Source organism: Bradyrhizobium sp. dw_78 (assembly GCF_018449525.1).
GTDB lineage: Bacteria > Pseudomonadota > Alphaproteobacteria > Rhizobiales > Xanthobacteraceae > Bradyrhizobium.
This window is the reverse complement of sequence record NZ_JAAVUS010000002.1, coordinates 182,558-207,343: the sequence shown is the minus strand read 5'-3', so window position 1 is coordinate 207,343 and position 24,786 is coordinate 182,558. Positions and strand designations below refer to the sequence as shown.

The 24,786-nt window shown below is 64.3% G+C and carries 16 protein-coding genes; 8 read left to right on the top strand and 8 right to left on the bottom strand.

Annotation, left to right across the window (positions count from 1 at the left end; genetic code table 11):
* Positions 1–183 precede the first annotated feature (183 nt).
* The 7 genes from ccmE (at position 184) to HB630_RS06860 (ending at position 10,278) form a co-directional block, all read left to right on the top strand.
* Positions 184–690 carry a cytochrome c maturation protein CcmE gene (gene ccmE / locus HB630_RS06890; protein WP_213771134.1) on the top strand — a complete coding sequence of 169 codons (507 nt, stop codon included), beginning with the start codon at positions 184–186 and terminating at the stop codon, positions 688–690.
* Positions 687–2,669, top strand: a complete 1,983-nt coding sequence (locus HB630_RS06885; RefSeq protein WP_213771132.1) for a heme lyase CcmF/NrfE family subunit — start codon at positions 687–689, stop codon at positions 2,667–2,669. Before ccmE ends, HB630_RS06885 begins: the two co-directional genes overlap by 4 nt.
* Before the next feature lie 4 nt (positions 2,670–2,673).
* The gene (locus HB630_RS06880; RefSeq protein WP_213771130.1) at positions 2,674–3,189 is read left to right on the top strand and encodes a cytochrome c-type biogenesis protein; all 516 of its coding nucleotides are present in this window, start codon (positions 2,674–2,676) and stop codon (positions 3,187–3,189) included.
* A 154-nt stretch (positions 3,190–3,343) separates the two neighbouring features.
* Entirely contained in the window at positions 3,344–4,921 is a 1,578-nt protein-coding gene (locus HB630_RS06875) for a Do family serine endopeptidase (protein WP_213771128.1), read from the top strand.
* Between the two features lie 284 nt (positions 4,922–5,205).
* Positions 5,206–5,886 (top strand): response regulator transcription factor, encoded by a 681-nt coding sequence (locus tag HB630_RS06870; protein WP_213771126.1) that lies wholly within the window; start codon positions 5,206–5,208, stop codon positions 5,884–5,886.
* Positions 5,870–7,339 (top strand): ATP-binding protein, encoded by a 1,470-nt coding sequence (locus HB630_RS06865; protein ID WP_213771124.1) that lies wholly within the window; start codon positions 5,870–5,872, stop codon positions 7,337–7,339. The genes HB630_RS06870 and HB630_RS06865 overlap by 17 nt, the downstream gene beginning before the upstream one ends.
* The gene (locus HB630_RS06860) at positions 7,336–10,278 is read left to right on the top strand and encodes a bifunctional [glutamine synthetase] adenylyltransferase/[glutamine synthetase]-adenylyl-L-tyrosine phosphorylase (RefSeq protein ID WP_213771121.1); all 2,943 of its coding nucleotides are present in this window, start codon (positions 7,336–7,338) and stop codon (positions 10,276–10,278) included. Before HB630_RS06865 ends, HB630_RS06860 begins: the two co-directional genes overlap by 4 nt.
* A gap of 29 nt (positions 10,279–10,307) precedes the next feature.
* Here the strand turns inward: HB630_RS06860 and HB630_RS06855 are convergent, their stop codons facing one another.
* The 6 genes from HB630_RS06855 to HB630_RS06830 form a co-directional block, all read right to left on the bottom strand.
* Positions 10,308–12,602 (bottom strand): FdhF/YdeP family oxidoreductase, encoded by a 2,295-nt coding sequence (locus HB630_RS06855; RefSeq protein ID WP_213771118.1) that lies wholly within the window; start codon positions 12,600–12,602, stop codon positions 10,308–10,310.
* Between the two features lie 329 nt (positions 12,603–12,931).
* Complete coding sequence (locus HB630_RS06850) at positions 12,932–13,153, bottom strand: formate dehydrogenase subunit delta (RefSeq protein ID WP_213771115.1); 222 nt, start codon at positions 13,151–13,153, stop codon at positions 12,932–12,934.
* The gene (gene fdhD / locus HB630_RS06845; RefSeq protein WP_213771112.1) at positions 13,143–13,988 is read right to left on the bottom strand and encodes a formate dehydrogenase accessory sulfurtransferase FdhD; all 846 of its coding nucleotides are present in this window, start codon (positions 13,986–13,988) and stop codon (positions 13,143–13,145) included. Before fdhD ends, HB630_RS06850 begins: the two co-directional genes overlap by 11 nt.
* A 2-nt stretch (positions 13,989–13,990) precedes the next feature.
* The gene (gene fdhF, locus HB630_RS06840; protein ID WP_213771110.1) at positions 13,991–16,870 is read right to left on the bottom strand and encodes a formate dehydrogenase subunit alpha; all 2,880 of its coding nucleotides are present in this window, start codon (positions 16,868–16,870) and stop codon (positions 13,991–13,993) included.
* Positions 16,871–16,881: 11 nt separating this feature from the next.
* Positions 16,882–18,438, bottom strand: a complete 1,557-nt coding sequence (locus HB630_RS06835; protein WP_213771107.1) for an NADH-quinone oxidoreductase subunit NuoF — start codon at positions 18,436–18,438, stop codon at positions 16,882–16,884.
* Positions 18,435–18,911: a formate dehydrogenase subunit gamma gene (locus HB630_RS06830; protein ID WP_213771105.1), complete on the bottom strand. Its 477-nt coding sequence runs from the start codon at positions 18,909–18,911 to the stop codon at positions 18,435–18,437. The genes HB630_RS06835 and HB630_RS06830 overlap by 4 nt, the downstream gene beginning before the upstream one ends.
* A gap of 221 nt (positions 18,912–19,132) precedes the next feature.
* On the opposite strand from HB630_RS06830, the gene HB630_RS06825 reads away from it, so the two are divergent.
* The gene (locus HB630_RS06825) at positions 19,133–20,026 is read left to right on the top strand and encodes a LysR family transcriptional regulator (RefSeq protein ID WP_213771103.1); all 894 of its coding nucleotides are present in this window, start codon (positions 19,133–19,135) and stop codon (positions 20,024–20,026) included.
* Between the two features lie 27 nt (positions 20,027–20,053).
* Here HB630_RS06825 and HB630_RS06820 read toward each other — a convergent pair whose 3' ends face one another.
* Entirely contained in the window at positions 20,054–22,381 is a 2,328-nt protein-coding gene (locus HB630_RS06820; protein WP_213771101.1) for a PAS domain-containing sensor histidine kinase, read from the bottom strand.
* 212 nt (positions 22,382–22,593) lie between these two features.
* Positions 22,594–23,985, bottom strand: coding sequence for a cation-efflux pump (locus tag HB630_RS06815; protein ID WP_213771100.1), 1,392 nt, complete (start codon positions 23,983–23,985; stop codon positions 22,594–22,596).
* Positions 23,986–24,786: the final 801 nt, after the last annotated feature.

The window sequence follows — 24,786 nt, the reverse complement described above, 5'->3', positions numbered from 1 at the left end:
GCTTCTCGATGGACGGGCCTGATGCACAAGACTGTGAAGTGTCGTTCGGACGGCGCCATGCGAAGGATGAGAGCGTTTTTACGCGAAGTGGATACCGGTGCGCGTGAGGAAAACGCGTCGAAACAGCAATCTGGCGCTTCGGTTCTGATTCCATCAGAACCGATCATGCTCTAGGGAACACGCATGACGCGCAAACAACGGCGGCTGACGATGATTGGCGGTTCGCTCGCGGTGCTCGGCATCGCGGCGGCGCTGGTGCTGAACGCGCTGCAGGATTCGATCGTGTTTTTCTCGACTCCGGTCATGGTGGCGGAGAAACATATTCCGCCGGGCAGGCGCTTTCGGCTCGGCGGGCTGGTGGAAAAGGGCTCGCTGGTGCGCGGCGCCGATCTTGCCGTGAGCTTCAAGGTCGGCGACGGCAGCGTCACCTTGCCGGTTTCCTACAAGGGCATTCTTCCCGACCTGTTTCGCGAAGGGCAGGGCGTGGTCGCCGAAGGCGCGCTCGATACATCCGGCGTGTTCAGGGCCGACACGGTGCTCGCCAAGCATGACGAGACCTACATGCCCAAGGACGTCGCGGACGCGTTGAAGAAGCAGGGACACTGGAAAGACGATTACGGCGCCAAGGCAGAGACCGAGCCGGGAGCTTCGCAAACCGCGCAAGGCGCATCGCAGGGAGTGCGGGAGTGATCGCGGAAGCCGGACATTACGCCCTGGTGCTGGCGCTGGGACTGGCGCTGATCCAGTCGACGGTGCCGATTTTCGGCGCGCGCTGGCACGATCCGGCGCTGATGAATGTCGCGCGCTCGACGGCGCTGGCGCAGATGGTGTTTGCCCTGGGGTCGTTTGCCGCGCTGGTCACGCTGCACGTCACGTCGGATTTTTCGGTCGTCAACGTGTTCGAGAATTCACATTCGCTGAAACCGATGATCTACAAGATCACCGGCGTCTGGGGTAATCATGAAGGCTCGATGCTGTTGTGGGTGTCGATCCTGGCCCTGTTCGGCGGCCTCGTCGCCGCTTTCGGCAACAATCTGCCACTGTCGCTGCGCGCCCATGTGCTGGCGGTGCAGGCCTGGATCGCCAGCGCGTTCTACCTGTTCATCCTGATCACATCGAATCCGTTCCTGCGCATCGCCAATCCGCCGATCGAGGGCCGCGATCTCAATCCGGTATTGCAGGATATCGGCCTCGCCGTACACCCGCCGATGCTCTATCTGGGCTATGTCGGTTTCTCGATCTCGTTTTCGTTTGCGGTCGCGGCGCTGATCGAAGGCCGGATCGATGCCGCCTGGGCGCGCTGGGTGCGGCCGTGGACGCTGCTGGCCTGGATATTCCTGACGCTCGGCATCGCGATGGGCTCGTACTGGGCCTATTACGAGCTCGGCTGGGGCGGCTGGTGGTTCTGGGACCCGGTCGAGAACGCCTCGCTGATGCCGTGGCTCGCCGGCACCGCGCTGTTGCACTCCGCCGTCGTGATGGAAAAGCGCAACGCGCTCAAGGTCTGGACCATCCTGCTGTCGATCCTGACCTTCTCGCTGTCGCTGCTCGGCACCTTCCTGGTGCGCTCGGGCGTCCTGACCTCGGTGCATGCGTTCGCGACCGATCCCGAGCGCGGCGTATTCATCCTGCTCATTCTTTGCGTGTTCATCGGCGGCAGCCTGTCGCTTTACGCCTGGCGGGCTTCGGCGCTGAAGCAGGGCGGGTTGTTCGCGCCGATTTCGCGCGAGGGTGCGCTGGTGCTCAACAACCTGTTCCTCACCACCGCCTGCGCCACCGTGTTCGTCGGAACGCTGTATCCGCTGGCGCTGGAAGTCCTGACCGGCGACAAGATCTCGGTCGGAGCGCCGTTTTTCAATCTCACCTTCGCGCCGTTGTTCGTTCCGTTGCTGATCGCCATGCCGTTCGGACCGTTGCTGGCGTGGAAGCGCGGCGACCTGCTCGGGGCCGCGCAGCGGCTTTTTGCCGCCGGCATCGTGGCGCTGGTCACGGTCGCGGTGATCTGGGCGTGGACGCGGGGCGGAAGCGCGCTCGCGCCGCTCGCCATCGGACTTGCCGTCTTCGTGATCGCGGGCGCGCTGGTCGATCTCACCGAGCGCATCGGCCTGTTCCGCGTGCCTGTCGCGGTCGTGGCGCGCCGTGCGCGGGGATTGCCGCGCTCCGCCTGGGGCACGGTGTTCGCCCATGCCGGCATCGGCGTCGCTTTGATCGGGATCGTCTGCGAGACGACTTGGAACAGCGAATATATCGGAACGATGAAGCCCGGCGACGTCACCCATGTCGCGGGCTACGAACTGAAGCTCGACCGCATCATGCAGCGGCAAGGGCCGAACTTCCGCGAGATGGTGGTGCCGTTCGACGTCAGCCGGGATGGCCGTCAACTGAGCACGATGACGCCATCGAAGCGCAGTTTCACCACGCGCGAAACAACCACCACCGAATCCGCCTTGCTCACGCGTGGCGTGAGCCAGCTGTACATCTCGCTGGGCGAGACCACGGCCGACGGCGCGATCACGGTACGGATATACCATAAGCCAATGGTGCTGCTGATCTGGTTCGGCCCGGTGCTGATGGCGTTCGGCGGCATGATGTCGCTGTCGGACCGGCGGCTGCGCGTGGGGGCGCCGAAGCCTGCCCGCGCGCCGCGCGCGTTGCAGCCTGCGGAGTAACCCGTTGAAGCGGATCATCCTTGCCTGCGTGTTGGCGGCGTGCGTGATGGTCGGTTCGTCGGCCGCCTATGCGGTGCTGCCGGACGAGGTCATGTCGGATCCGGTCAAGGAGACGAGGGCGCGGGATTTGTCGCGCGAACTGCGCTGCATGGTTTGCCAGAACCAGTCGATCGACGATTCCGAGGCGCCGCTGGCACGCGACCTGCGGCTATTGGTGCGCGAGCGGATTGCGGCCGGCGACAGCGATGCGCAGGTGCTCGATTTTCTGGTGGCCCGCTATGGCGAGTTTGTCCTGCTCAAGCCGAGACTGGAACGGCATACGCTGCTGCTTTGGCTGTTGACGCCGCTCGTCCTGCTGGGAGGCGGTTTCGCGTTGTGGATGTATGGCCGCCGTCGCGGCAAATCGGCGGCCGTGGAAAATCCGTCGTCCGCCAAACTGACGGCGGAGGAGGAGGCGCGGCTGCGACAATTGATGTCGGCGGAACCGGTATCCGATCAGCCGGTCCAGGGTCCGCGATAGGCATTTCGCCCTGCGATAAACTGCCGCATCTGGTTGGCCCTCCATTACAAAAGTTTAATTCCCCCGCCAGAGCGTTGTAAGGCGGGCATCCCCATCTTCAGTGCCACATGATGCTGGCCCCGCATTGTCGTTCAGGCTCTGGAGACCTTTTCAAATGACCGACCGTCCTACCGATCTTTCGTCGCTTCCGTCCTATCAGCCGCCGCGGCGCTCGCTGTTGGCGGTACGCAAGCTCGCGCTGATGGCCTCGGTAGTGGCCGGCCTCGGTGTCGCGGCCTACGGTATTGGCGCGCCGAACGGCTCCGATATTTTCAGCAGCGCCGCGCATGCGCAGGTCAATAACGAGATCAGCAAGGCAGCGCAGCCGGTTGGGTTTGCCGATATCGTCGAGCACGTGAAGCCTTCGGTGATCTCGGTCAAGGTCAACATCAACGAGAAGGTTGCCAAAGACGACAACAGCGACGACTCGCCGTTCCCGCCGGGCTCGCCGATGGAGCGCTTCTTCCGCCGTTTCGGCGGTCCTGATTTGCCGCCCGGACTGCGCGGTGCGCCGCGCGGACGCGGCGCCATCACCGGCCAGGGCTCGGGCTTCTTCATTTCCGCCGACGGTTATGCCGTCACCAATAATCACGTGGTCGATGGCGCCGACAAGGTCGAGGTCACGACCGATGACGGCAAGACCTTCAAGGCCAAGGTGATCGGCACCGACGCGCGCACCGATCTGGCGCTGATCAAGGTCGAAGGCGGCTCCGATTTCCCGTTCGCCAAGCTCTCCGACGGCAAGCCGCGGATCGGCGATTGGGTGCTCGCGGTCGGCAATCCGTTCGGCCTCGGTGGCACGGTGACGGCCGGCATCGTCTCGGCCAGCGGCCGCGACATCGGCAATGGCCCGTATGATGATTTCATCCAGATCGACGCGCCCGTGAACAAGGGCAATTCCGGTGGTCCGGCGTTCAATACCAATGGCGAGGTGATCGGCGTCAACACCGCGATCTATTCGCCGTCCGGCGGCAGCGTCGGCATCGCGTTCTCGATCCCGGCGCCGACCGTCAAGAACGTGATCGCGCAGCTCAAGGACAAGGGCTCGGTCAGCCGCGGCTGGATCGGCGTGCAAATCCAGCCGGTCACGGCCGACATCGCCGACAGCCTGGGCCTGAAGAAGGCCGAAGGCGCGCTGGTCGCGGAACCCCAGGCCAACGGCCCGGCCGCCAAGGCCGGCATCGAGTCCGGCGACGTGATCACCTCCGTCAACGGCGAAACGGTCAAGGATGCCCGCGAACTCGCCCGCACCATCGGCGGTCTTGCTCCGGGCGCGGCCGTCAAGCTCGATGTGCTGCACAAAGGGCAGAACAAAGTCGTCAATCTCACGCTCGGCCAATTGCCGAATTCGATCGAGGCGAAGGCCGATAACGACAATGACGATAATGGAAATACGCCGCACGGCACCGATGTGCCGAGGCTCGGCCTGACGGTTGCACCCGCCAACAGCGTCGCCGGCGCCGGCAAGGATGGCGTCGTCGTCACCGAGGTCGATCCGAAGAGCGCCGCGGCCGAGCGCGGCTTCAAGGAAGGCGACGTAATTCTCGAAGTCGCGGGCAAGACCGTCGCCAATGCCGGCGACGTGCGCGAAGCGATCAATGCGGCGCACTCCGACAACAAGAACAGCGTTCTGATGCGGGTCAAGACCGGCGGCGTGTCGCGCTTCGTCGCGCTGCCGCTGGCCAAGGGTTGATCGAGGGAGATCGGCCCGGACGTTTCACGAGATGGAGGGTGTCGCCGGCATTGTCGCCCCCGCCGACGGCTCTTTCCGGGGAGCGAGCCAAAAGCTCGCTCCCTCTAGCTACCTTCCGGTGGAATATCGCCCCCCTCCGTCGGAAGGCCAAGGGCGGTGAGGTTCCCCCAGCTTCACCGCCCACCCTTTTCCTTAATCGAGAGGTGTCGGGTCGCCTTGCATGATAATACCGCCCGCGCCAAGGTGACAGAAGGCTGGCCCACTTGATTGCAACCGATCCCCAAATGCGCCTCTTGATCATAGAAGACGACCGCGAGTCCGCCGATTACCTGGTGAAGGCGTTCCGCGAGGTCGGTTACGTCGCCGATCTCGCCAGCGATGGTGAGGAAGGATTGGCGCTCGCCGAGAGCGGCGATTACGACGTTCTCGTGGTCGACCGGATGCTGCCGAAACGCGATGGCCTGTCGCTGATCGGCGCCCTGCGCGAGAAGGGAGATCGCACACCGGTCCTGATCCTCTCCGCGCTCGGACAGGTGGACGACCGCATCAAGGGGTTGCGGGCCGGCGGCGACGATTATCTCCCGAAGCCTTATTCATTCGCTGAATTGCTGGCGCGAGTCGAGGTGTTGTCGCGGCGTCATGGCGGTCCGGCCGAGGAAACCACCTACCGCGTCGGCGACCTCGAACTCGACCGGCTTTCGCACCGCGTCGCGCGCGGCAAGGACGAATTGACGCTGCAGCCGCGCGAGTTCCGGTTGCTGGAATATCTGATGAAGCATGCGGGCCAGGTGGTGACGCGCACCATGCTGCTGGAAAATGTCTGGGACTATCATTTCGATCCGCAGACCAACGTCATCGATGTGCATATTTCGCGGCTGCGCTCCAAGATCGACAAGGGCTTTGAACGGCCCTTGCTGCATACGATCCGGGGCGCCGGATACATGATCCGTGACGGCATTCGGTAAGCTCATACGCACCACGGCGTTCCGGTTGACGCTGGTCTATCTGTTCTTGTTTGCATTGTTTGCCGCCTCGCTGCTGGGCTATTTCGCCTGGAATACCCGCAGGCTCATCACCGAGCAGATCACCAGCACCGTGAATGCGGAAACCGGCGAGATCAGCGACATCTATGCGCGCCGCGGATTGCGCGGCCTGGTTTTTACCATCGAGAACCGCGCGTTGCGGCCCGGCGCCAACCTCTATCTCGTGACCACGCCGACAGGGCAGGCGATCGCCGGCAATGTCGGCTCGCTCGCCGCGGGCGTGATGGGATCGTCCGGCTGGTCGGAGACCTTCTATCGCCGGCTCGACGATCAGGACACCGTGACTCACCGCGCGCTGGTGCGCGTCACCGAATTGCCCAGCGGCTTTCGGCTGCTGATCGGCCGCGATCTCGAAGAGCGCAGGCGGCTGTTCGGCATCGTCGCGCAGGCGGCGCAGTGGTCGCTGCTGATCGTCGTCGTGCTCGGCCTCGGCGGCGGCATCTTCGTGGCGCGGCGCGTGCTGCGTCGTATCGACGCCATGACCGGTACCACCCAGCGCATCATGGCCGGCGATCTGAGCGGACGGCTGCCGGTCGGGCGCAGCGGCGATGAGCTCGATCGCCTGGCGGAAAACCTCAACGCCATGCTGGAACGGATCGAGGCCCTGATGGTCGGGCTGAAGGAAGTTTCCGACAACATCGCCCACGATCTGAAGACGCCGTTGACCCGGCTGCGCAACCGCGCCGAAGAGGCGCTGGCGCGGTCGGGCAGCGAGCAGGAATACCGGACGGCACTGGAGCGAACCATCGAGGAGTCCGACGGCTTGATCCGGACCTTCAACGCGCTGCTGATGATCGCGCGGGCGGAGTCCGGCCAGGCGCGTGACAATATGGATAATTTCGACGCCGCCGAGGTGGCCAACGGCATTCACGAACTCTATGAGCCGCTTGCCGAAGACGACGACATGACATTGCGCGTCAAGACGTCGTTTGCGCCGCTGCATGGCAACCGCGAATTGATCAGCCAGGCGCTGGCCAATCTGGTCGAGAATGCGATCAAATACGGTAAGCCGGTTCCCGCCGCGCAGCCCTTGGGCGCGGATGCGACCGCGCCCTCCCGGGAAATCCTGATCGAGGCCCGCCGCGTGGGGGATCAGGTGCTGCTCAGCGTCACCGATCACGGGCCGGGTATTCCGGAAGCCGATCGCGGCCACGCGGTCGGGCGGTTCGTGCGTCTGGAGGCCAGCCGCACGCTGCCGGGTTCCGGTTTAGGGCTCAGTCTGGCGTCGGCGGTGGCGACGCTGCATGGCGGGGATCTCAGGCTCGGCGATGCCCATCCGGGACTGTGCGCGACGCTGGCGATCCCGGCGCGGTCTGGCGTCAGCGACAGGGTGGTTGCGGCTCAAACGCAGGATGTGCCACAGAAAGTGGCATGAATTCCTCCGCACTCGCCGCGCGGTTCGTGGACGGACCGCGCGTGTCCGCTCCGCTCGAAGCCGAACAACGTCTCGCCGACTGGCTCGCCGATCTCGAGCCGGGGCAGGCGGCTGCGATTCGCAAACTCGCCGGGCATTTTCCGCGCATCGACCCCATCCTTCTCGGCATCGCCGAGGCGTCGCCCTATTTGTTCGACCTGATGCGCGCCGACGGGTCGCGCCTGATCCGGCTGCTCGACTGCGATCCTGAGCCGCATCTGGCGCGGCTGATCGAAGATAGCTGCGACGATGTGACGATGGCGCCCAGCGAAGCCGACGCGATGCGATCGCTTCGCCAAATGAAGACGGAAGCCGCCCTGCTGATCGCGCTGTGCGACATCGGCGGGGTCTGGCCGGTGATGCGGGTGACGGCGGCGCTGACCGAGCTTGCGGTGCGCTCGGTGCAATCGGCGCTGCGCTATCTGTTGAGGCAGGAAGCCGCGCGGGGCAGATTATCGCCGCCCGATCCCGATCGACCGGAAGACAATAGCGGCCTGATCGTGCTCGCGATGGGCAAGATGGGCGCGGGCGAACTGAACTATTCCAGCGACATCGACCTGATCGTGTTTTTCGACGCCGCGGCGCCGACGCTTGCGCCCGACATCGAACCGCAGCCGTTTTTCGTGCGCGTCACTCAGGCGCTGTCGCGGATGTTGCAGCAGCGTACCGGTGAAGGCTACGTGTTTCGCGTCGATCTGCGGCTGCGGCCGGACCCTGCCTCGACGCAGGTTGCGATCTCAACCGCTTCGGCGCTGCATTATTACGAGCGGGAAGGGCGGACCTGGGAGCGTGCCGCCATGATCAAGGCCTACCCTTGCGCGGGGGATGCCCATGCGGGCAGGGCGCTGCTTGCGGAACTCGGGCCCTTCGTCTGGCGCAAGCATCTGGATTTCGCGGCCCTTGCCGAGGTCCATGACATGAAACGGCAGATGCAGACCTATCGCGGTCAAAATGGCGTCTCCGTCGAGGGCCATAACGTCAAGATCGGCCGCGGCGGCATCCGCGAGATCGAGTTCTTCGCACAGACCCAGCAATTGATCGCCGGCGGCCGGCATCCCGAATTGCGGGTAAGGCCGACGCTGGAAGCGCTTGACGTGCTGGCGTCGAGCAACTGGATCACGTTTGCGGCGCGGGACGAACTATCGGAGGCCTACAGGTTCCTGCGCCGGGTCGAACACCGGCTGCAAATGGTCGCCGACGAGCAGACCCATTCCTTGCCCGGCACGGCGGAAGCGGTTGGGCGCTTTGCCCGCTTCCTTGGTTATGACGGCCGCGAAGCGTTCGCAGCGGACCTGCTCGGCCATCTCGATATCGTGCAGGGGCATTACAGCAAACTGTTCGAAGGCGATCCGACCGGCACCGTGAAATTGCCGGCAACGGATTATGGAGCCGGTCCCGAAGATCCGCGGTTGCTCGAGCACCTTGCCGCGCTTGGCTTCAAGAAGCCGATTGCGGTGGCGGCGACCGTGAAGCAATGGATGACCGGCGATTATCGCGTGTTCCGGACGGAATCGACGCGCAGCGCCTTCGTCGAATTCGTTCCGGCGCTGATCGCTGGCCTCGCGGACGCCGAGGAGCCCGACGACGCGGTCGCCGCCTTCGACCGTTTCCTGCAGACGCTGCAGCGCGGCGGAAGGCTGATTTCGCTGCTGGGCCAGAATCGCGATCTGGTCGCGCTGGTGGCGCTTGTCCTCGGTGCCGCGCCGCGGCTTGGCGATATGCTGGCGCGGCAGCCGCGGATCATGGATGGATTGATCGATCCGCGCTTCTTCGGCGCGATGCCGGATCAGGGTGAATTGTCGCAGCGGCTCGCGGCCACGCTGGGGGATGCGGATTCCTACGAGGAATTTCTCGACCGGTTGCGGCTGTTCGGCCAGGAAAGCCTGTTCCTGATCGGCACGCGGATCCTGTCCGGCACGGTGTCGGCCTCGCAGGCGGGCGTTGCCTTCGCCGATGTCGCCGAAGGCATTGTCGATACCGTGCATCGCCTCGCGACGGAAAGATTCGCGGCGCAGCACGGCCGCATCAGCGGACAGCAGACCGCAATTGTTGCGATGGGCAAGCTCGGCGGCCGGGAGATGACGGCCTCGTCCGATCTCGACCTGATTCTGCTCTATGATTTCGATCACGAGCAGCCGGATTCTGACGGCACGCGGCCGCTGCACGGCGCGCATTATTTCGCCCGTTTCACCCAGCGCTTGATCAGCGCCTTCACGACCCGCACCAATTACGGCGTGCTCTATGAGGTGGACATGCGGCTGCGTCCCTCGGGCCGGGCCGGGCCGCTGGCCTCGCGGTTCGATTCCTTCGCCCACTACCAGGAGCGGGAGGCCTGGACCTGGGAGCATATGGCGCTGACCCGGGCGCGCGTCATTTCGACGCCGCCGGATTTCCGCGCCAGGATCGAAAGGATCATCCGCGAGGTGCTGACCCGGCCGCGGGACGCCGCGGCGGTTGCAACCGACGTGGCGGACATGCGGCGCGCCGTGGCGCTGGAGAAGGGCGAGGATGAGGTCTGGGACCTGAAATACGCTGCCGGCGGCATGGTGGATATCGATTTCATCGCGCAATATCTGCAGCTCGTTTACGCCGCCAGTCAGCCGGACATTCTCGACGTCAGCACGCTGCAGGTGCTTGACCATGCGGCGCGGCTCGGCGTGTTGCCGCTATCGTCAGCCGAAATCCTGCGCGCTGCGGCACGCCTCTATCACGACCTGACGCAGATCCTGCGGCTCTGCGTCACCGGCAGATTCAATCCGGAAACGGCCGGCGACGACCTCCTGCGCGTGATGTCGCGTGCCGGCGATGCGCCGGATTTTTCGTCGCTGGAGGCGCGGGTCAAGGAAACACAAGCGGAGGTGCGCCGGATTTTTCAGATGGTGGTCGGAAGTCCCGGTTAGCGCGTTTTCGAGCGAAACGGTCATGGGATTCAGGCGACAGAAGCCCTGATCCGTACCGGGATCGATTTGTAGGACGGCGTGCCGGATTTTACGTCATAATGATCGAGAGCCACCAGCACGTTGGCTTCCGGGTAATAGGCCGCGATCGAACCTTCCGCGATCTTGTAGGCGACGGCCGTCAGCCCGCGCATGATGCGCCCGCTCAGGCCTGAATCGGCCGGGCCGGCGACCGCGACGTCCACCAGATCGCCGTGGCTCAGCCCGCGCTTTGAAAGGTCGCGTTCATTGACAAAGATCACGTCGCGGCGCCCCGTGATGCCGCGGTAGCGATCGTTCAGTCCGTACATCGTGGTGTTGTATTGGTCGTGACTGCGGATCGTGGTGAGGGTCAACGCACCCTCGCTCGGCGGATCTTCCTCGAGGCCGGGATAGAGGAGGAAATTGGCTTTCTTGTTCGGCGTCAGCCATTCGCGTTCCGACGCGGCAACATACAGGCGGAAGCCGCCGGGATGCTTGATCCGGTTGTTGAAATCGGCAAACGCCGGAAATACGGATTCGATGCCGTCGCGGATCTTGTTGTAGTCCGCGATCATCTCCGCCCAGCGCACCTTGGTGTGCGGCAGCGTCGCCATCGCCATTTCGGCGATGATCACCGGCTCGGATTTAAGGTGTTCCGACGCAGGCTTCAGGCCTCCACGCGACGCATGCACCATCGACATGGAGTCTTCGACGGTGACCGATTGCGGGCCCGAAGCCTGCATGTCGATTTCGGTGCGCCCGAGGCACGGCAATATAAACGATTGCCTGGCGGTCAGCAGATGCGACCGGTTCAGCTTGGTGGCGATGTGGACCGCAAGGTCGAGGCCGCGCATCGCCTCGAAGGTGGCCTCCGGGTCGGACATGGCGACCGCGAGATTGCCGCCGAGACAGACCAACGCCTTCGAGCGCCGATCCCTGATGGCCTCGATGGCCTCCACCGCGTTGTGGCCCTTCCGGCGCGGCGGCTCGAAGCCGAACGTGCGGACGATGCCGTCCAGCAAGGCATCATTCGGGATTTCGGTGATGCCGACGGTTCGATCGCCCTGCACGTTGGAATGGCCGCGTAGCGGCGAAATGCCTGCGCCCTGGCGCCCGACATTGCCGCGCAGCATCAGGAGATTGGCGATTTGCTGCACGTTTCCGGTGCCATGCCGGTGCTGGGTGATCCCCATGCCATAGTTGATGATGACGCGCTTGGCCTTGGCGTAGATGTTTCCGATGTTTTCGATATCGGACCGAGAGAGGCCCGATGCCGTTTCGATCGCGTCCCAGGAAGTTGCCTCGATATCCGAAAGCAGCGCCTCGATGCCTGTGGTGTGGGCCGCGATGAATTCGCGGTCGAGAACACCGGGGCCGCCTCGCGCAAGGTCCTCGGCGTCGAGCGCGATCAGGGTCTTCATCATCCCCTTCAGCACGGCGATGTCGCCGCCGACTTTGACGAGATAATAGGAAGACGCGATCGGCGTTGAGCCGAGTGTCAACATCTCGACAGGGTTCTGCGGCGCCGTAAAGCGCTCCAGCCCGCGCTCGCGCAGCGGGTTGATCGCGATGATCGGCACCCCGCGCTTGGACGCTTCGCGCAGCGTCGTCAGCATGCGGGGATGGTTGGTTCCGGGATTGTGGCCGATGCAGAAAATACAATCGCTGTGATCGAAATCCTCCAGCGTGACGGTTCCCTTGCCGACCCCGATCGATTCCGGGAGGCCGACGCTGGTGGCCTCGTGGCACATGTTCGAGCAATCGGGAAAATTGTTGGTGCCGTATTCCCGCACGAACAGCTGATACAGGAAGGCGGCCTCGTTGGAGGCCCGGCCCGAGGTGTAGAATTCCGCCATGTCGGGATCGGGCAGGGCGCGTAACGCGGCGCCGATCTGGGCCATCGCCTCCTGCCACGAAATCGGCAGATAGCGGTCGGTGGCGCGGTCGTAGACCATGGGATGGGTGAGGCGGCCCTCGTTTTCCAGGTCGAAGTCCCGCCAGTTCCAGAGCTCGCTGACGGTGTGCGCGGCAAAGAATTCAGGCGTCGTTCGTTTGGCCGTCGCTTCCCACGACACCGCCTTGGCGCCGTTTTCGCAAAATTCAAACGATGAAGTGTGCTTCGGATCCGGCCATGCGCAACCCGGGCAATCGAAGCCATGAGGCTGATTCATGGTCAGAAGGCCGTGGGTTTCGTTGGCGACAGCCATTTGCCCGCGAAGCGCGTCCGCGACGGCCTTCAGCGCCCCCCAGCCCGCGGCTGCACCCTTGTAGTCCTCGATGCCGGCGATTTGCTTTTTGGTGGTCATCACGTCATCCGATCTGCTGAAACACCTGAATTATAACGTTTTCGAGCGAAGCGGATGCCGGTTCGCGTGAGGAAAACGCGTTAAACAAAAAATGAGAGCCAAGTTCTGATTCAAATAGAACCGACAAGGCTCTGTTCCGGTGAATGTTAGCCAGCCCGATCATAAATGGCGAATGGATGCCCGGCCGGATTGATCAAGAATCCGCGATACCGCTCAAGCCAAGGATCGGAGCGCCAAACTCCCGCCCTCATGGATTATCTTTATATCTTAAATTTAAAGCTGTGCTTTGCCTTGCGGAATCCGGATAAACGGATGCGGGTGGACCTGCGCTACGCGTTGGCGGCTTTTTTCAACGACGCGATGGCGTCGCGGACATCGGGCTCCAGACCCGCGCCTCCGGCGTCGAGATGCGCGAAGATCGCCGAGCGCATGCGCGGGTCCCAGAATTTATGAATATGTTCGGCGATGCCCGGCACGGCCTTGTCGTGGCCCTGGCTCTGAAAGAATTTGCCAATCTGGTTGGCCATATAGATCAGCCGGTCAGGCGACATCGACGATCTCCCGGCCGCGGTGTCCTGGCGTAATTCGTTCTGCATGCGTGAACACCTCGAATCCGTCGGCGCGCGCGATCGCGGCGAGCGTGATACCCGCCGCATCCGCCATGCGAATCGCAAGCGCGGTCGGCGCCGATACCGCAACCATCAGCGGGGCGCCCATCGCCGCCGCCTTCTGCACCATCTCGACCGAGACCCGGCTGGTCAACAGCACCATACCATCGCTCACAGGGGGCGTGTCCTGCGCCAGCGCGCCGGCCAATTTGTCGAGCGCGTTGTGACGCCCGACATCCTCGCGCAAGGCGACAATGCCGCTGGTCGGCGTCCAGAACGCGGCGGCATGCACCGCGCGGGTTTCAACATTGATCGGCTGCAGCGGCGGGATGCTCTGCATCGCGGCGGTGATCTCTCGTGGCGAAAAGCATCGCCCTTGCGCGACGGTGGCGGCCGGACGAACGGCTTCCGCGATCGAATCGATGCCGCATATGCCGCACCCCGTCGGGCCGGCGATTTGCCGGCGCCGCTCATTCAGCCGATCGGCCTTGGGCTGCGCCAGCCACGTTCGCAACTCGATGCCGTCGTCGAGGTCGACAATATCCAGCGACTCGATCTCGTCGGGAGACTGGATGATTCCCTCGTTGAGGCTGAAGCCGATGGCGAAATCCTCAAGATCCTGCGGCGTACACATCATCACGGCGTATGTGCCGCCATTATAGGTCAGGGCAACCGCGGTTTCCTCAGGAACGGAGCGCAGGCCTTCGCCAAAGCTTCCGTTGCCGGCGCTGCCCTCGCGCCACACCAGGCGATCAACCGTACGGACCGGATCTGGCATGGCTATTCCGCGGCTTCGACGACGGGCGCGATGCGGCGCGAAAGGCGGGCTTGCTCCTCATAGGCCTTTTGCCACTCGGACGGGCCGTTCGATGGCGATATCTGTACCGCCGTGACCTTGTATTCGGGGCAGTTGGTGGCCCAGTCGGAAAAATCCGTGGTGATGACGTTGGCCTGCGTGTCCGGATGATGGAACGTCGTATAAACGACACCCGGCGCGACGCGTTCGCTGATCAGGGCGCGCAGCGTGGTTTCTCCGGCGCGGCTTGCGAGCCTCACCCAGTCGCCGTCGCGTACGCCGCGCTGCTCGGCGTCATGCGGATGAATCTCCAGCCGGTCTTCCTCGTGCCAGACGACATTGTCGGTGCGGCGGGTCTGTGCGCCGACATTGTACTGGCTGAGGATACGCCCGGTGGTCAGCAGCAGCGGGTAGCGGGGACCGGTGCGCTCATCGGTCGGAATATATTCGGTGATGACGAACTTGCCCTTGCCGCGGACGAAACCGCCGATATGCATCACCGGCGTGCCCTCGGGCGCCTTCTCGTTGCACGGCCATTGTACCGAGCCGAGCTCGTCGAGCCTGGCGTAGGAGACGCCGGTGAAGGTCGGCGTCAGCGCCGCGATCTCATCCATGATTTGCGACGGGTGGTCGTAATGCATCTCGAAGCCCATCGCCTTGGCGAGCCGGATCGTCACCTCCCAATCGGCGAGGCCGTTGCGCGGGCTCATGACCTTGCGCACGCGCTGGATGCGGCGCTCGGCGTTGGTGAAGGTGCCGTCCTTCTCCAGGAAGCTCGATCCCGGCAGGAACACATGGGCGTAGTTCGCGGTCTCGTTCAGGAAGAGATCGTGGACGATGACGCATTCCATTGCCGACAACGCCGCGACCACGTGTTTGGTGTTGGGATCGGATTGCAGGATATCCTCGCCCTGCACATAGAGGCCCATGAAGGTGCCCTCGATGGCGGCATCGAACATATTGGGGATGCGCAGGCCCGGCTCCTTGTTGAGCTTGACGTTCCACATGGATTCGAACTGCTCGCGCACCGCATCGCCCGAGATGTGCCGGTAGCCCGGCAATTCATGCGGGAACGAACCCATGTCGCAGGAGCCCTGGACGTTGTTCTGGCCGCGCAGCGGATTTACCCCGACGCCGGGGCGGCCGATATTGCCGGTCGCCATCGCCAGGTTGGCGATCGCCATCACGGTGGTCGAGCCCTGGCTGTGTTCGGTGACGCCGAGGCCGTAATAGATCGCGCCGTTGCCGCCGGTCGCGAACAGCCGGGCCGCTTCACGCAATTCCCGGGGGTCGACGCCGGTCGCGATCGCGGTCGCTTCCGGGCTGTTCTTCGGCAGCGCGACGAACGCCGCCCAATCCTCGAACTCGCTCCAATCGCAGCGCTCGCGCACGAAGGCTTCATTGACGAGGCCCTCGGTGACGATGACATGGGCCAGCGCGGTGAGCACGGCGACGTTGGTGCCGGGCAACAGCGGCAGATGATGCTGCGCCTCGACATGGGCGGAGCGCACGATGTCGGTGCGGCGCGGATCGATCACGATTAGCCTGGCGCCGGCGCGCAGGCGCTTTTTCATCCGTGACCCGAACACCGGATGGGCATCGGTCGGATTGGCGCCGATGATCATGATTACGTCGGATTGTTCGACCGAGTCGAAATCCTGCGTGCCGGCCGAGGTGCCGAAGGCCGTCGATAGTCCGTAGCCGGTCGGCGAATGACAGACGCGGGCGCAGGTATCGACGTTGTTGTTGCCGAAGCCGGCGCGGATCAGCTTCTGCACCAGATAGGTTTCCTCATTGGTGCAGCGCGAGGAGGTGATGCCGCCGACGGCATCGCGGCCATATTTGGCCTGAATGGCCTTGAATTTGGCGGCCGCGAAGGCAAAGGCTTCGTCCCAGGATACTTCGCGCCAGGGGTCGGCAATCCGCTCGCGGATCATGGGGTTGAGGATGCGCTCCTTGTGGGTGGTATAGCCCCAGGCGAAGCGGCCCTTGACGCAGGAATGGCCGCGATTGGCCTTGCCGTCCTTGTACGGCACCATGCGCACGACTTCCTCGCCACGCATTTCCGCCTTGAAGGTGCAGCCGACGCCGCAATAGGCGCAGGTCGTGACCACCGAATGTTCCGGCTGGCCGATTTCGATCACGGATTTCTCGGTCAGCGTCGCGGTCGGGCAGGCCTGCACGCAGGCGCCGCAGGACACGCATTCCGAACCTAAGAAACTCTCGCTCATGCCGGGCGAGACGCGACTGTCGAAGCCGCGCCCCGAAATCGTCAGCGCAAAGGTGCCTTGCACTTCCTCGCAGGCGCGCACGCAGCGCGAACAGACGATGCATTTCGACGGGTCATAAGTGAAGTAGGGATTGGATTCATCCTTCGGCATCCAGGCCGCATTAGCCGCGCCGTTGGACTTGGCGAAGACATGGTTTTCGCCCGCATAGCCGTAGCGAACGTCGCGCAGGCCCACGGCGCCCGCCATGTCCTGCAATTCGCAATCGCCGTTCGCGGCGCAGGTCAGGCAGTCCAGCGGGTGATCGGAGATGTAGAGCTCCATCACGCCCTTGCGCAGTCTCTTCAGCCGGTCGCTCTGGGTATGCACGACCAGACCTGACATTACGGGCGTGGTGCAGGAGGCCGGCGTGCCGGCGCGGCCTTCGATCTCGACCAGGCACAGGCGGCAGGAGCCGTAGGCGTCCACCATGTCGGTGGCGCAGAGTTTCGGGATCTGCGTGCCGGCTTCCATCGCCGCGCGCATGATCGAGGTGCCTTCGGGCACCGTGACGCTCTGGCCGTCGATGGTCAGCGTGACGAAGTTCTCGGATTTGGAGCGCGGCGTGCCGAAATCTATTTCTTGGATCAGCGACATGGCGTTTTCCTTTATTCCGCGGCCTGCAGGCGCGTCGGCGCCGGGCCGAAATCTTCCCGGAAATGTTTCAGCGCGCTCATGACCGGGTAGGGGGTGAAGCCGCCCAGCGCGCAGAGCGAGCCGAATTTCATGGTGTTGCAGAGGTCTTCGACCACGGCGATATTTTCCGCAACCCGCTCGCCGCGGCGGATCCTGTCGATGCTCTCGACCCCGCGGGTCGAGCCGATCCGGCACGGCGTGCATTTGCCGCAGGATTCGACGGCACAGAATTCCATCGCAAAACGCGCCTGTTTCGACATGTCGACGCTGTCGTCGAACACTACGATGCCGCCGTGCCCGATCAGGCCGTCGCGCGCGGCAAAGGCTTCATAGTCGAACGGCGTGTCGAACAGTTCGCGCGGAAAATAAGCGCCGAGCGGGCCGCCGACCTGCACCGCGCGCACCGGGCGTCCGGTGAAGGTGCCGCCGCCGATGTCCTCGACCAGCTCGCCGAGCGTGACGCCGAAGGCGGTCTCGAACAGGCCGCCATAGCGGATATTGCCGGCGAGCTGGATCGGCATCGTGCCGCGCGAGCGGCCCATGCCGAATTCCGCATAAGCCTTGGCGCCGCCGGCGAGGATGAAGGGGATTGCCGCGAACGACAGCACGTTGTTGATCACGGTGGGCCTGCCGAACAGGCCCTTATGCGCGGGCAGCGGCGGCTTGGCGCGGACGATGCCGCGGCGGCCTTCGAGGCTTTCCAGCAGCGAGGTTTCCTCGCCGCAGACATAGGCGCCGGCGCCGACACGCACTTCGAGATCGAAGGAATGTGCGGAGCCGCAGACGCGCTCGCCGAGAGTGCCTGCGCGCTTGGCGGCCCCGATCGCCGCATTCATCGCCTCGACAGCGTGGGGATATTCCGAGCGGATATAGATGTAGCCCTTGGTCGCGCCGACCGCGACGCCTGCAATGGTCATGCCCTCGATCACGACGAAGGGATCGCCTTCCATGATCATGCGATCGGCGAAGGTGCCGCTGTCGCCTTCGTCTGCGTTGCAGACGATGTATTTGCGATCGGCGCCGGCCTGCGCCACGGTCTTCCACTTGATGCCGGTCGGGAAGCCGGCGCCGCCGCGGCCGCGCAATCCCGACGCCGTGACATCGGCGAGGATGCCGTCGGTGCCGAGCGTTAGCGCCCGTTCGAGGCCCTTATAACCGTCATGCGCACGATAGTCGCCGACCGAACGCGGATCGACCACGCCGCAGCGCGCGAAGGTGAGGCGGGTCTGCCGCTTCAGCCAGGGAATCTCGTCGGTAAGGCCGAGCCGCAGGGGATGCAGGCCATTCGAGGCCATCGCATCGAACAGGGAAGGGACATCCGCTACGCTCACCGGGCCATAGGCCACGCGGCCTTTCAAGGTCGCTACCTCGACCATCGGTTCCAGCCAACAAAGCCCGCGCGATCCGTTTCGGACGATATCAATCGGCAGGCCGCGCTTTTCGGCAGCCTGTTCGAGTGCGGTGACCACATCGTCGGCGCCGACGGCGATAGCGGCGGCATCGCGTGGGACGAAAATCCGCATTTTCATCGCTGCGCCTCCGCTACCAACGCATCGAGGCGGGCGTCATCGAGCCGTCCGACGACGCGGCCGTCCAGCATCGCGGATGGCGCGGTCGCGCACAGGCCAAGACAATAGATCGGCTCCAGCGTCACCCGGTCGTCGGCCGTGGTATGGCCGATGGTGATGCCGAGCTTGGCTTCCGCGCGCGCGGCGAGCGCATCGCCGCCGGCGGCCTGGCAGGCTTCGGCGCGGCACAGTTTCAAGACATGCCGGCCCGCGGGCTCGTGCCGGAAATCATGATAGAAAGTGAAGACGCCGTGGACCTCGGCGCGCGACAGGTTGAGCGCCTGCGCGATCATGGGAATGGCGGGGTCGGGCACGTAGCCGAACGCTTGCTGCAAGGCGTGCAGGATCACCAGCGTCGCGCCTTCAAGGCCGGCATGGCCGGCGATGATTTCCGCGCCGCGTGCCGCATCCCAGGGTTCGTAAGCCGATGTCATCCGCGTTCTCGATCAAGGGGTTATCAAGCCTCCTATAGAAATTGGAATGGCTCCAAATATCAATAAAGCTGTCCCATGCTGCGATACGGAAACCTGATTGATAGCGGTATCAAATCGAATGATAGTAAAAGGAAATGCACGGCGTCGGGCCGGGCTTTTGGCGTATGGGTCTGATGGCGGGCATGTTATCCGTAACCGGAATACCGTGATGAGGGCCGTGTTTGATCGAGAAACTTGAACTTCTGCTGGCACTGGCCAAGGAACGGCATTTCGGCCGCGCCGCCGAAGCCTGCGGCGTCACCCAGCCGACGATGTCGACCAGCCTCAAGCAGCTCGAGGATATCCTCGGCGTCATGCTGGTGCAGCGCGGCTCGCGGTTCCAGGGCTTTACGCCCGAAGGGGAACGGGCGCTGGACTGGGCGCGGCGCATTGTCGGCGACGCCCGCGCGATGCGGCAGGAGATCAATGCGCTCAAGCAAGGTCTTTCCGGCGAGATCGCGATTGCGGCGATTCCGACCGCGCTCGGCATGGTCGCTTCGCTGACCACGCCGTTCCGCGCCCGTCACCCGGATGTGCGTTTCCGCATCGTGTCCTGCACCTCGATCGAGGTGCTCGGGCTGCTGGAAAATCTGGAGGTCGACGCCGGGTTGACCTATCTCGAGAACGAGCCGCTCGGCAAGGTCCGCTCGATCCCGCTGTACAACGAGCACTATCGGCTGCTGACCGCGCCGGACGGCATGTTCGGCGATCGCGAACAGGTCACCTGGAAGGAAGTCGGACAGATGCCGTTGTGCCTGTTGACGCCCGATATGCAGAACCGCCGCATCATCGATCGCGCGCTCAAATCCGCCGGGGTCGAGGTGAAGCCGACGCTGACCTCGAATTCGATCATCGTGCTCTATACCCATGTCAGGACCGGGCGCTGGGCCAGCGTGATGCCGGCGAAGCTGGCGGAGACGCTGGGCCTGTCGGACGCCGTGCGCAGCATCCCCATCGTCGATCCCACGGTGACCTATCGCGTCGGGCTGGTGGTGCCGCAGCGCGAGCCGCTGACGCCGCTGATCGCGGCGCTGGCGCAGACCGCGCGCGAGGTCGCGCCGACGCTGGAGTCTTGAGAAAGCGATTCAACTAACCCGTCACATCTAAGCCGCGGCCGGGATTTCCGCATCCGCCGTTCGTGCGTCGCGCGGCAACGACACGCAGACCAGCGTGCCGGTGCCGAGCCGCGAGCGCAGCCGCATCGATCCGCCGTGCAGATTGGTAAGCGATTTGGCGATCGCGAGCCCGAGTCCCGAGCCGTGATAGGTCTTGGTCAGCTGGCTCTCGACCTGCTCGAATGGCCGGCCCAGACGGCGCATCGATTGCGGCGCGATGCCGATGCCGGTATCGGCAATCATCAGGTGAACGCGGTTCCCGCGGGTCCGGCTGCGGACGATCACCCGGCCGCCCTCCGGCGTGAATTTGACGGCGTTGGACAGCAGATTGACGATGATCTGCTTGATGGCGCGGCGATCTCCCACCACCGGAATGGAGCCTTCGATGTCGGCTTCGAGCCTGAGACTCTTGTCTTCGGCGCGTCCGGATACGACGCGCATCGACTCTGCCAGCGCCTTCGCCAGATCGACCGATTCCAGATCGAGCTGCATCCGGCCGGCTTCGATTTTCGACATGTCGAGGATGTCGTTGATGACTTCGAGCAGATAGCGGCCGCTGGTCAGGATATCGTGGCAGTATTCCTGATATTTTTCCGAGCCGAGTTCGCCGAACAGGCCGCTGCCCATGATCTCGGAAAACCCGATGATGGCGTTGAGCGGCGTGCGCAGCTCGTGGCTCATATTGGCGAGGAATTTGGATTTGCTCTGGTTGGCTTCCTCGGCGCGATTTTTTTCCTCGGAATATTTCTCGGCGAGGTCGGCGAGTTCGAGCGCCTGCCGTTCGAGCGCGGTCTGCGACCGCTTCAGATCGACGACCGTGGCGCGCAGGCGAAGATCGTTGTCGATCAGCTTCTGCTCGTGCTCCTTGATGCGGGTGATGTCGGTGCCGACCGAGACGTAGCCGCCGTCCTTGGTGCGCCGCTCGCTGATATGCAGCCAGCTGCCGTCCTCGATCTGGGCCTCGAAGGTGCGCGCGCCCGGCGCCTGGGCGGAGGTTTCCTGCAGGCGGGTGCGGACCTCCGGCATGCTGCCGACCTCGATCACGGTTTCATACGAGGTGCCGGGCGTCACCGCGGATTCCGGCAGCTTGTGCAGACGCTGGAAGTGCGAATTGCAGAGCACCAGCCGATCCTCGGCGTCCCACAGCACGAAGGCTTCCGGGATGGTCTCGATCGCATCGCGCAGCCGCAGGTCGGCTTCGATGGTCTTTTCGGCCAGGCTCTTCTGTTCGGTGATATCGACGGCGATGCCGATCAGATGGGTGCCGCCGGCGGATGCCGCCTGGCTCATCTCGCATCGGACCCGCAGCCAGATCCAGTGGCCGTCCTTGTGCTGCATGCGGAAGATCTGATCGATGTGGTCGATCTTGCCGGCGATCAGCTGGTCGGCGATCTCGAACAGGTCGATATCGTCGGATTTCACCAGCGCGTTGACCTCGCCGAAGGTCAGGAGATCGTTGCGGCCGTCGAGGCCGAGCAGGGTGAACATCGATTGCGACCAGAAGATGCGGCCGCGCGACAGGTCCCAATCCCACAGGCCGCAGCGGCCGCGGTTGAGCGCGGTATCGATGCGGCCGCGGACGGCATCGTTGATGAGGTCGCCCTCGCGGGCGCGGGTCGATTGCCAGTGGAACGCGAAGCCGAGGATCAGCACCACGAAGCCGGTGGTGGCGGAGAGCGTCACCGACAGCGCCGCATCCGATCCCCACACCGGATTGATCCGCTCCTGGATGACCGTCACCTGGCCGGGCAGCGATTTGATGACGCGCTGGACCGCCATCGCGTTGTTGCCGCTGGGCAGCGTGACGTCGGTCACCGCGGACGGCCGGCCCGGAGTGGTCAAGGGCACCGCCGCGCTGATGAGGTCGAGCGGGCTGGCGGCGTTACCGATCGTGCCGTCGACCGGCACGCGTGCCAGCACGCGCTGGTCCGCGCCGGTGATGATGATGTGCCGGCCGGAGGCAGTGCCCCATGAGGGGATGAGGCCGGGCAGCAAAAGCTGCAAGCGTTCGAACGAGGCCGCGCGGTCTTCCCGGGCCGATGCCATGTGGTCGATGCGCTCGGCGAGGTAGTCGGCGAGGGCGGCGAGGTCGCGCGCCATCGACGCGCGCTTTTCCCGGTTCTGGTCGACCACCTGCACGAAGGCGCCCAGGCAGATGGTGATCAGGAAGGCGATGATCAGGGTGGGCACGGCGCGGCGAAGCGCGGGCTCCGCAACCAGGAGCCGGTGATAGGCCGGTTTCGCGATCGACTGCGCCAATCCCTTGATCGAATCGGATTGGACGCACGCGTTCGCGGCGTGTGCGCGCACCGCCATGCAATAGACCCCCATAAATCCTCTGAAACACCCCGTTCGGAAGAAGCCCCACTCGCTTCCGAATCAAAGCGATTTGAATCCAGTTTTTCGGGCCTGTCGAGAGTCAACGATTCGTTAATGCGGAATAATTCTTGTCCAACGGAGAATGGGTGTGTCGAAACGCTCACACCGCGAGTCCGAAACAGGAACGCGTCGCTCGTGCTGGATTTTGCTCAGGCGTTCGGCGGCTCGGCGTGGCTGATGACGCGCTTCACGGTCGGAAACGCGCGGCGCAGCGCGCGCTCGATCTCGTCGACATGGTCGTGGACCTCGATCACGCTCATCGACGGCGCGGCGCGGCAATGGAAGTTCACGATCTCGCCGGCATCGGTGTCGCGCACCCGCACATTATGGATGTCATGGATCGCGCCGTCGGCGGCAAAGCGCGTCAACGCCACCTTGATGATCTCGACGCGGCCGGGAGCGGCGTCGGAGCCGTGCGGCAATTCCGGCTCCAGCGGTTCGATATGGGTATCGACCTCGACATCCTCGCCGAATTCCTCGCGGATGCTGCGTTCCAATCCGTGGGCGATGTCGTGTGCGGCCGTCAGCGTCATCCCGCCGTCGACTTCGAGGTCGATGCTGACGGTCAGCTTGCCGCCGAGGTCGTGTACGGTGACGTGGTGAATGGCGAGGCCCGAGTTGCGCGCGATCACCATGATGCGTTCGCGCACGCTTTCGTTGTCGCGCGCGACCGGAACGGAGGTGAAGGTCAGGTCGGTGTCGCCGAGCGCCCTGGCGACGGCGTCTTCCGCCCGGCGCTTGATCCCTTCGACGCGGTCGATCGGATAGGTGCGCGGCACCTCGACGATCGCCTCGATGAAGTGGGTCGGGCCCACCATGCGGACGCGCAGCCGCTCGATATCGACCACGCCGGGCACGGTCCTGATCGCGGCGGCGGCCTTCTCGGAGACGCCTTCCGGCGCGCGGTCCAGCAGGGTCTCCACGGTGGAGCGCGCCAGCCGCAGCCCCAGCGCCGCGATCACCACGGCGACGCCGATGGCAGCGGCGGCGTCGCCCCAGGCGTAACCGAGCCCGGACAGCGCCAGCCCGATGATGACCGCGACCGAACCGAGCACGTCGGAGGCAAAATGCAGCGCGTCGGCGGCGAGAGCCTGGCTTTTGGTATTGCGTGCGGCGCGATGCAGCGCGCGCGCCCGCCAGAGATTCACCGCGATGTCGGCGAGCAGGACGATGAAGGGGATCGCCGACAATACCGGCGGCGGCGTGCCTTCGCGCAACCGGCTATAGGCCTCGACCAGGATGCCGCCCGCCAGCACATAGAGCATCGCGGTCACGCCCAGCGCCGACAGGCTTTCGAGCTTGCCGTGGCCGTAATGATGCTCCTCGTCGGCGGGAAGATCGGAAACCTTCACCACCATCCAGGTGATGATGGTCGCGACCAGGTCGACGGAAGAGTGCAGCGCCTCGGAGATCAGCGCGAGGCTGCCGATCAGGATGCCGACGATCAGCTTGGCCGCGGCCATCCCGGCGCTGGCGAAAATCGAAATCGCCGCGACGCGGGATTTTACGCTGTGATCGGGATGGCTGTGGGCGTGACTCATGGGCGACGGTTTAGCAGTCCATTGTGTAGGCTGAAAGTGATGATCACATCCGCCGTCGCCGTTCATTTGCAGGGACGGATTATTGCGAATTATTCCGATTCCACCGTCATTGCGAGCGCCATCGGGTCGCGCGGATGGGCCCGATGACAGGCTTTCGCGAAGCAATCCATCACCGGTTCGTCATTCCGGACGGCGCGAAGCGGCGATCCGGAATCCCGAGATTGTGGCGCGAGATTCCCCGATGCGCAGTTGCGCATCTGAGGTCTGGCTTTCGAACCATCCCGGAATTGACATAGGCTGGATTGCTTCGTCGCAAGTGTTCCTTGCAATGACGTTGCGGCACAGATTCGCGATCTCGCGGCGCGATACGCCCGAGCTGTCGATAAATCTTCGCCCTGAGAGCAGAGGGCGCGGCGCGACCCTCAAGGGAGGGCGCCGGGAATGCCGGGTGCCCGCCGCACCCGCAGCCTCGCGTGCAAAATGTAGAAAGCACACGAGTTCGTCACCACAGGTGTACCGGAACACCCGGCATTCCCTGCGCAATGGTTTTAACGGCTTATCCCGCGCTCTCCCCGGCGACGAATTCGTCTTGTCACCGTCGCCGGCGAATAGGGCGCGTCGAATCCCGGTCGGGCTCGCAACGCCTCCGCCGGCTTGACACCAGCAACGGGTGCCAGGACCACACGGCTTTGCCGTCCGCAACATGCGCCGTTCGTCCGCGCGCTTGCGACCGCTCACAGGTCAAAGACCCGCCCTGCGATCCCATCACGCGCCCGACGCTGCCGCGTCCACCGCATCCCG

Excerpts from the sequence above, each read along its gene's own strand:
- HB630_RS06850 (WP_213771115.1), bottom strand. The coding sequence starts at position 13,153 with ATGTCGCCTGACCGGCTGATCTATATGGCCAACCAGATTGGCAAATTC.
- HB630_RS06820 (WP_213771101.1), bottom strand. The coding sequence starts at position 22,381 with ATGGCGGTGCGCGCACACGCCGCGAACGCGTGCGTCCAATCCGATTCG.
- HB630_RS06855 (WP_213771118.1), bottom strand. The coding sequence starts at position 12,602 with ATGACCACCAAAAAGCAAATCGCCGGCATCGAGGACTACAAGGGTGCA.
- ccmE (WP_213771134.1), top strand. The coding sequence starts at position 184 with ATGACGCGCAAACAACGGCGGCTGACGATGATTGGCGGTTCGCTCGCG.
- HB630_RS06835 (WP_213771107.1), bottom strand. The coding sequence starts at position 18,438 with ATGAAAATGCGGATTTTCGTCCCACGCGATGCCGCCGCTATCGCCGTC.
- HB630_RS06875 (WP_213771128.1), top strand. The coding sequence starts at position 3,344 with ATGACCGACCGTCCTACCGATCTTTCGTCGCTTCCGTCCTATCAGCCG.
- HB630_RS06830 (WP_213771105.1), bottom strand. The coding sequence starts at position 18,911 with ATGACATCGGCTTACGAACCCTGGGATGCGGCACGCGGCGCGGAAATC.
- HB630_RS06860 (WP_213771121.1), top strand. The coding sequence starts at position 7,336 with ATGAATTCCTCCGCACTCGCCGCGCGGTTCGTGGACGGACCGCGCGTG.
- HB630_RS06870 (WP_213771126.1), top strand. The coding sequence starts at position 5,206 with ATGCGCCTCTTGATCATAGAAGACGACCGCGAGTCCGCCGATTACCTG.
- HB630_RS06815 (WP_213771100.1), bottom strand. The coding sequence starts at position 23,985 with ATGAGTCACGCCCACAGCCATCCCGATCACAGCGTAAAATCCCGCGTC.
- fdhD (WP_213771112.1), bottom strand. The coding sequence starts at position 13,988 with ATGCCAGATCCGGTCCGTACGGTTGATCGCCTGGTGTGGCGCGAGGGC.
- fdhF (WP_213771110.1), bottom strand. The coding sequence starts at position 16,870 with ATGTCGCTGATCCAAGAAATAGATTTCGGCACGCCGCGCTCCAAATCC.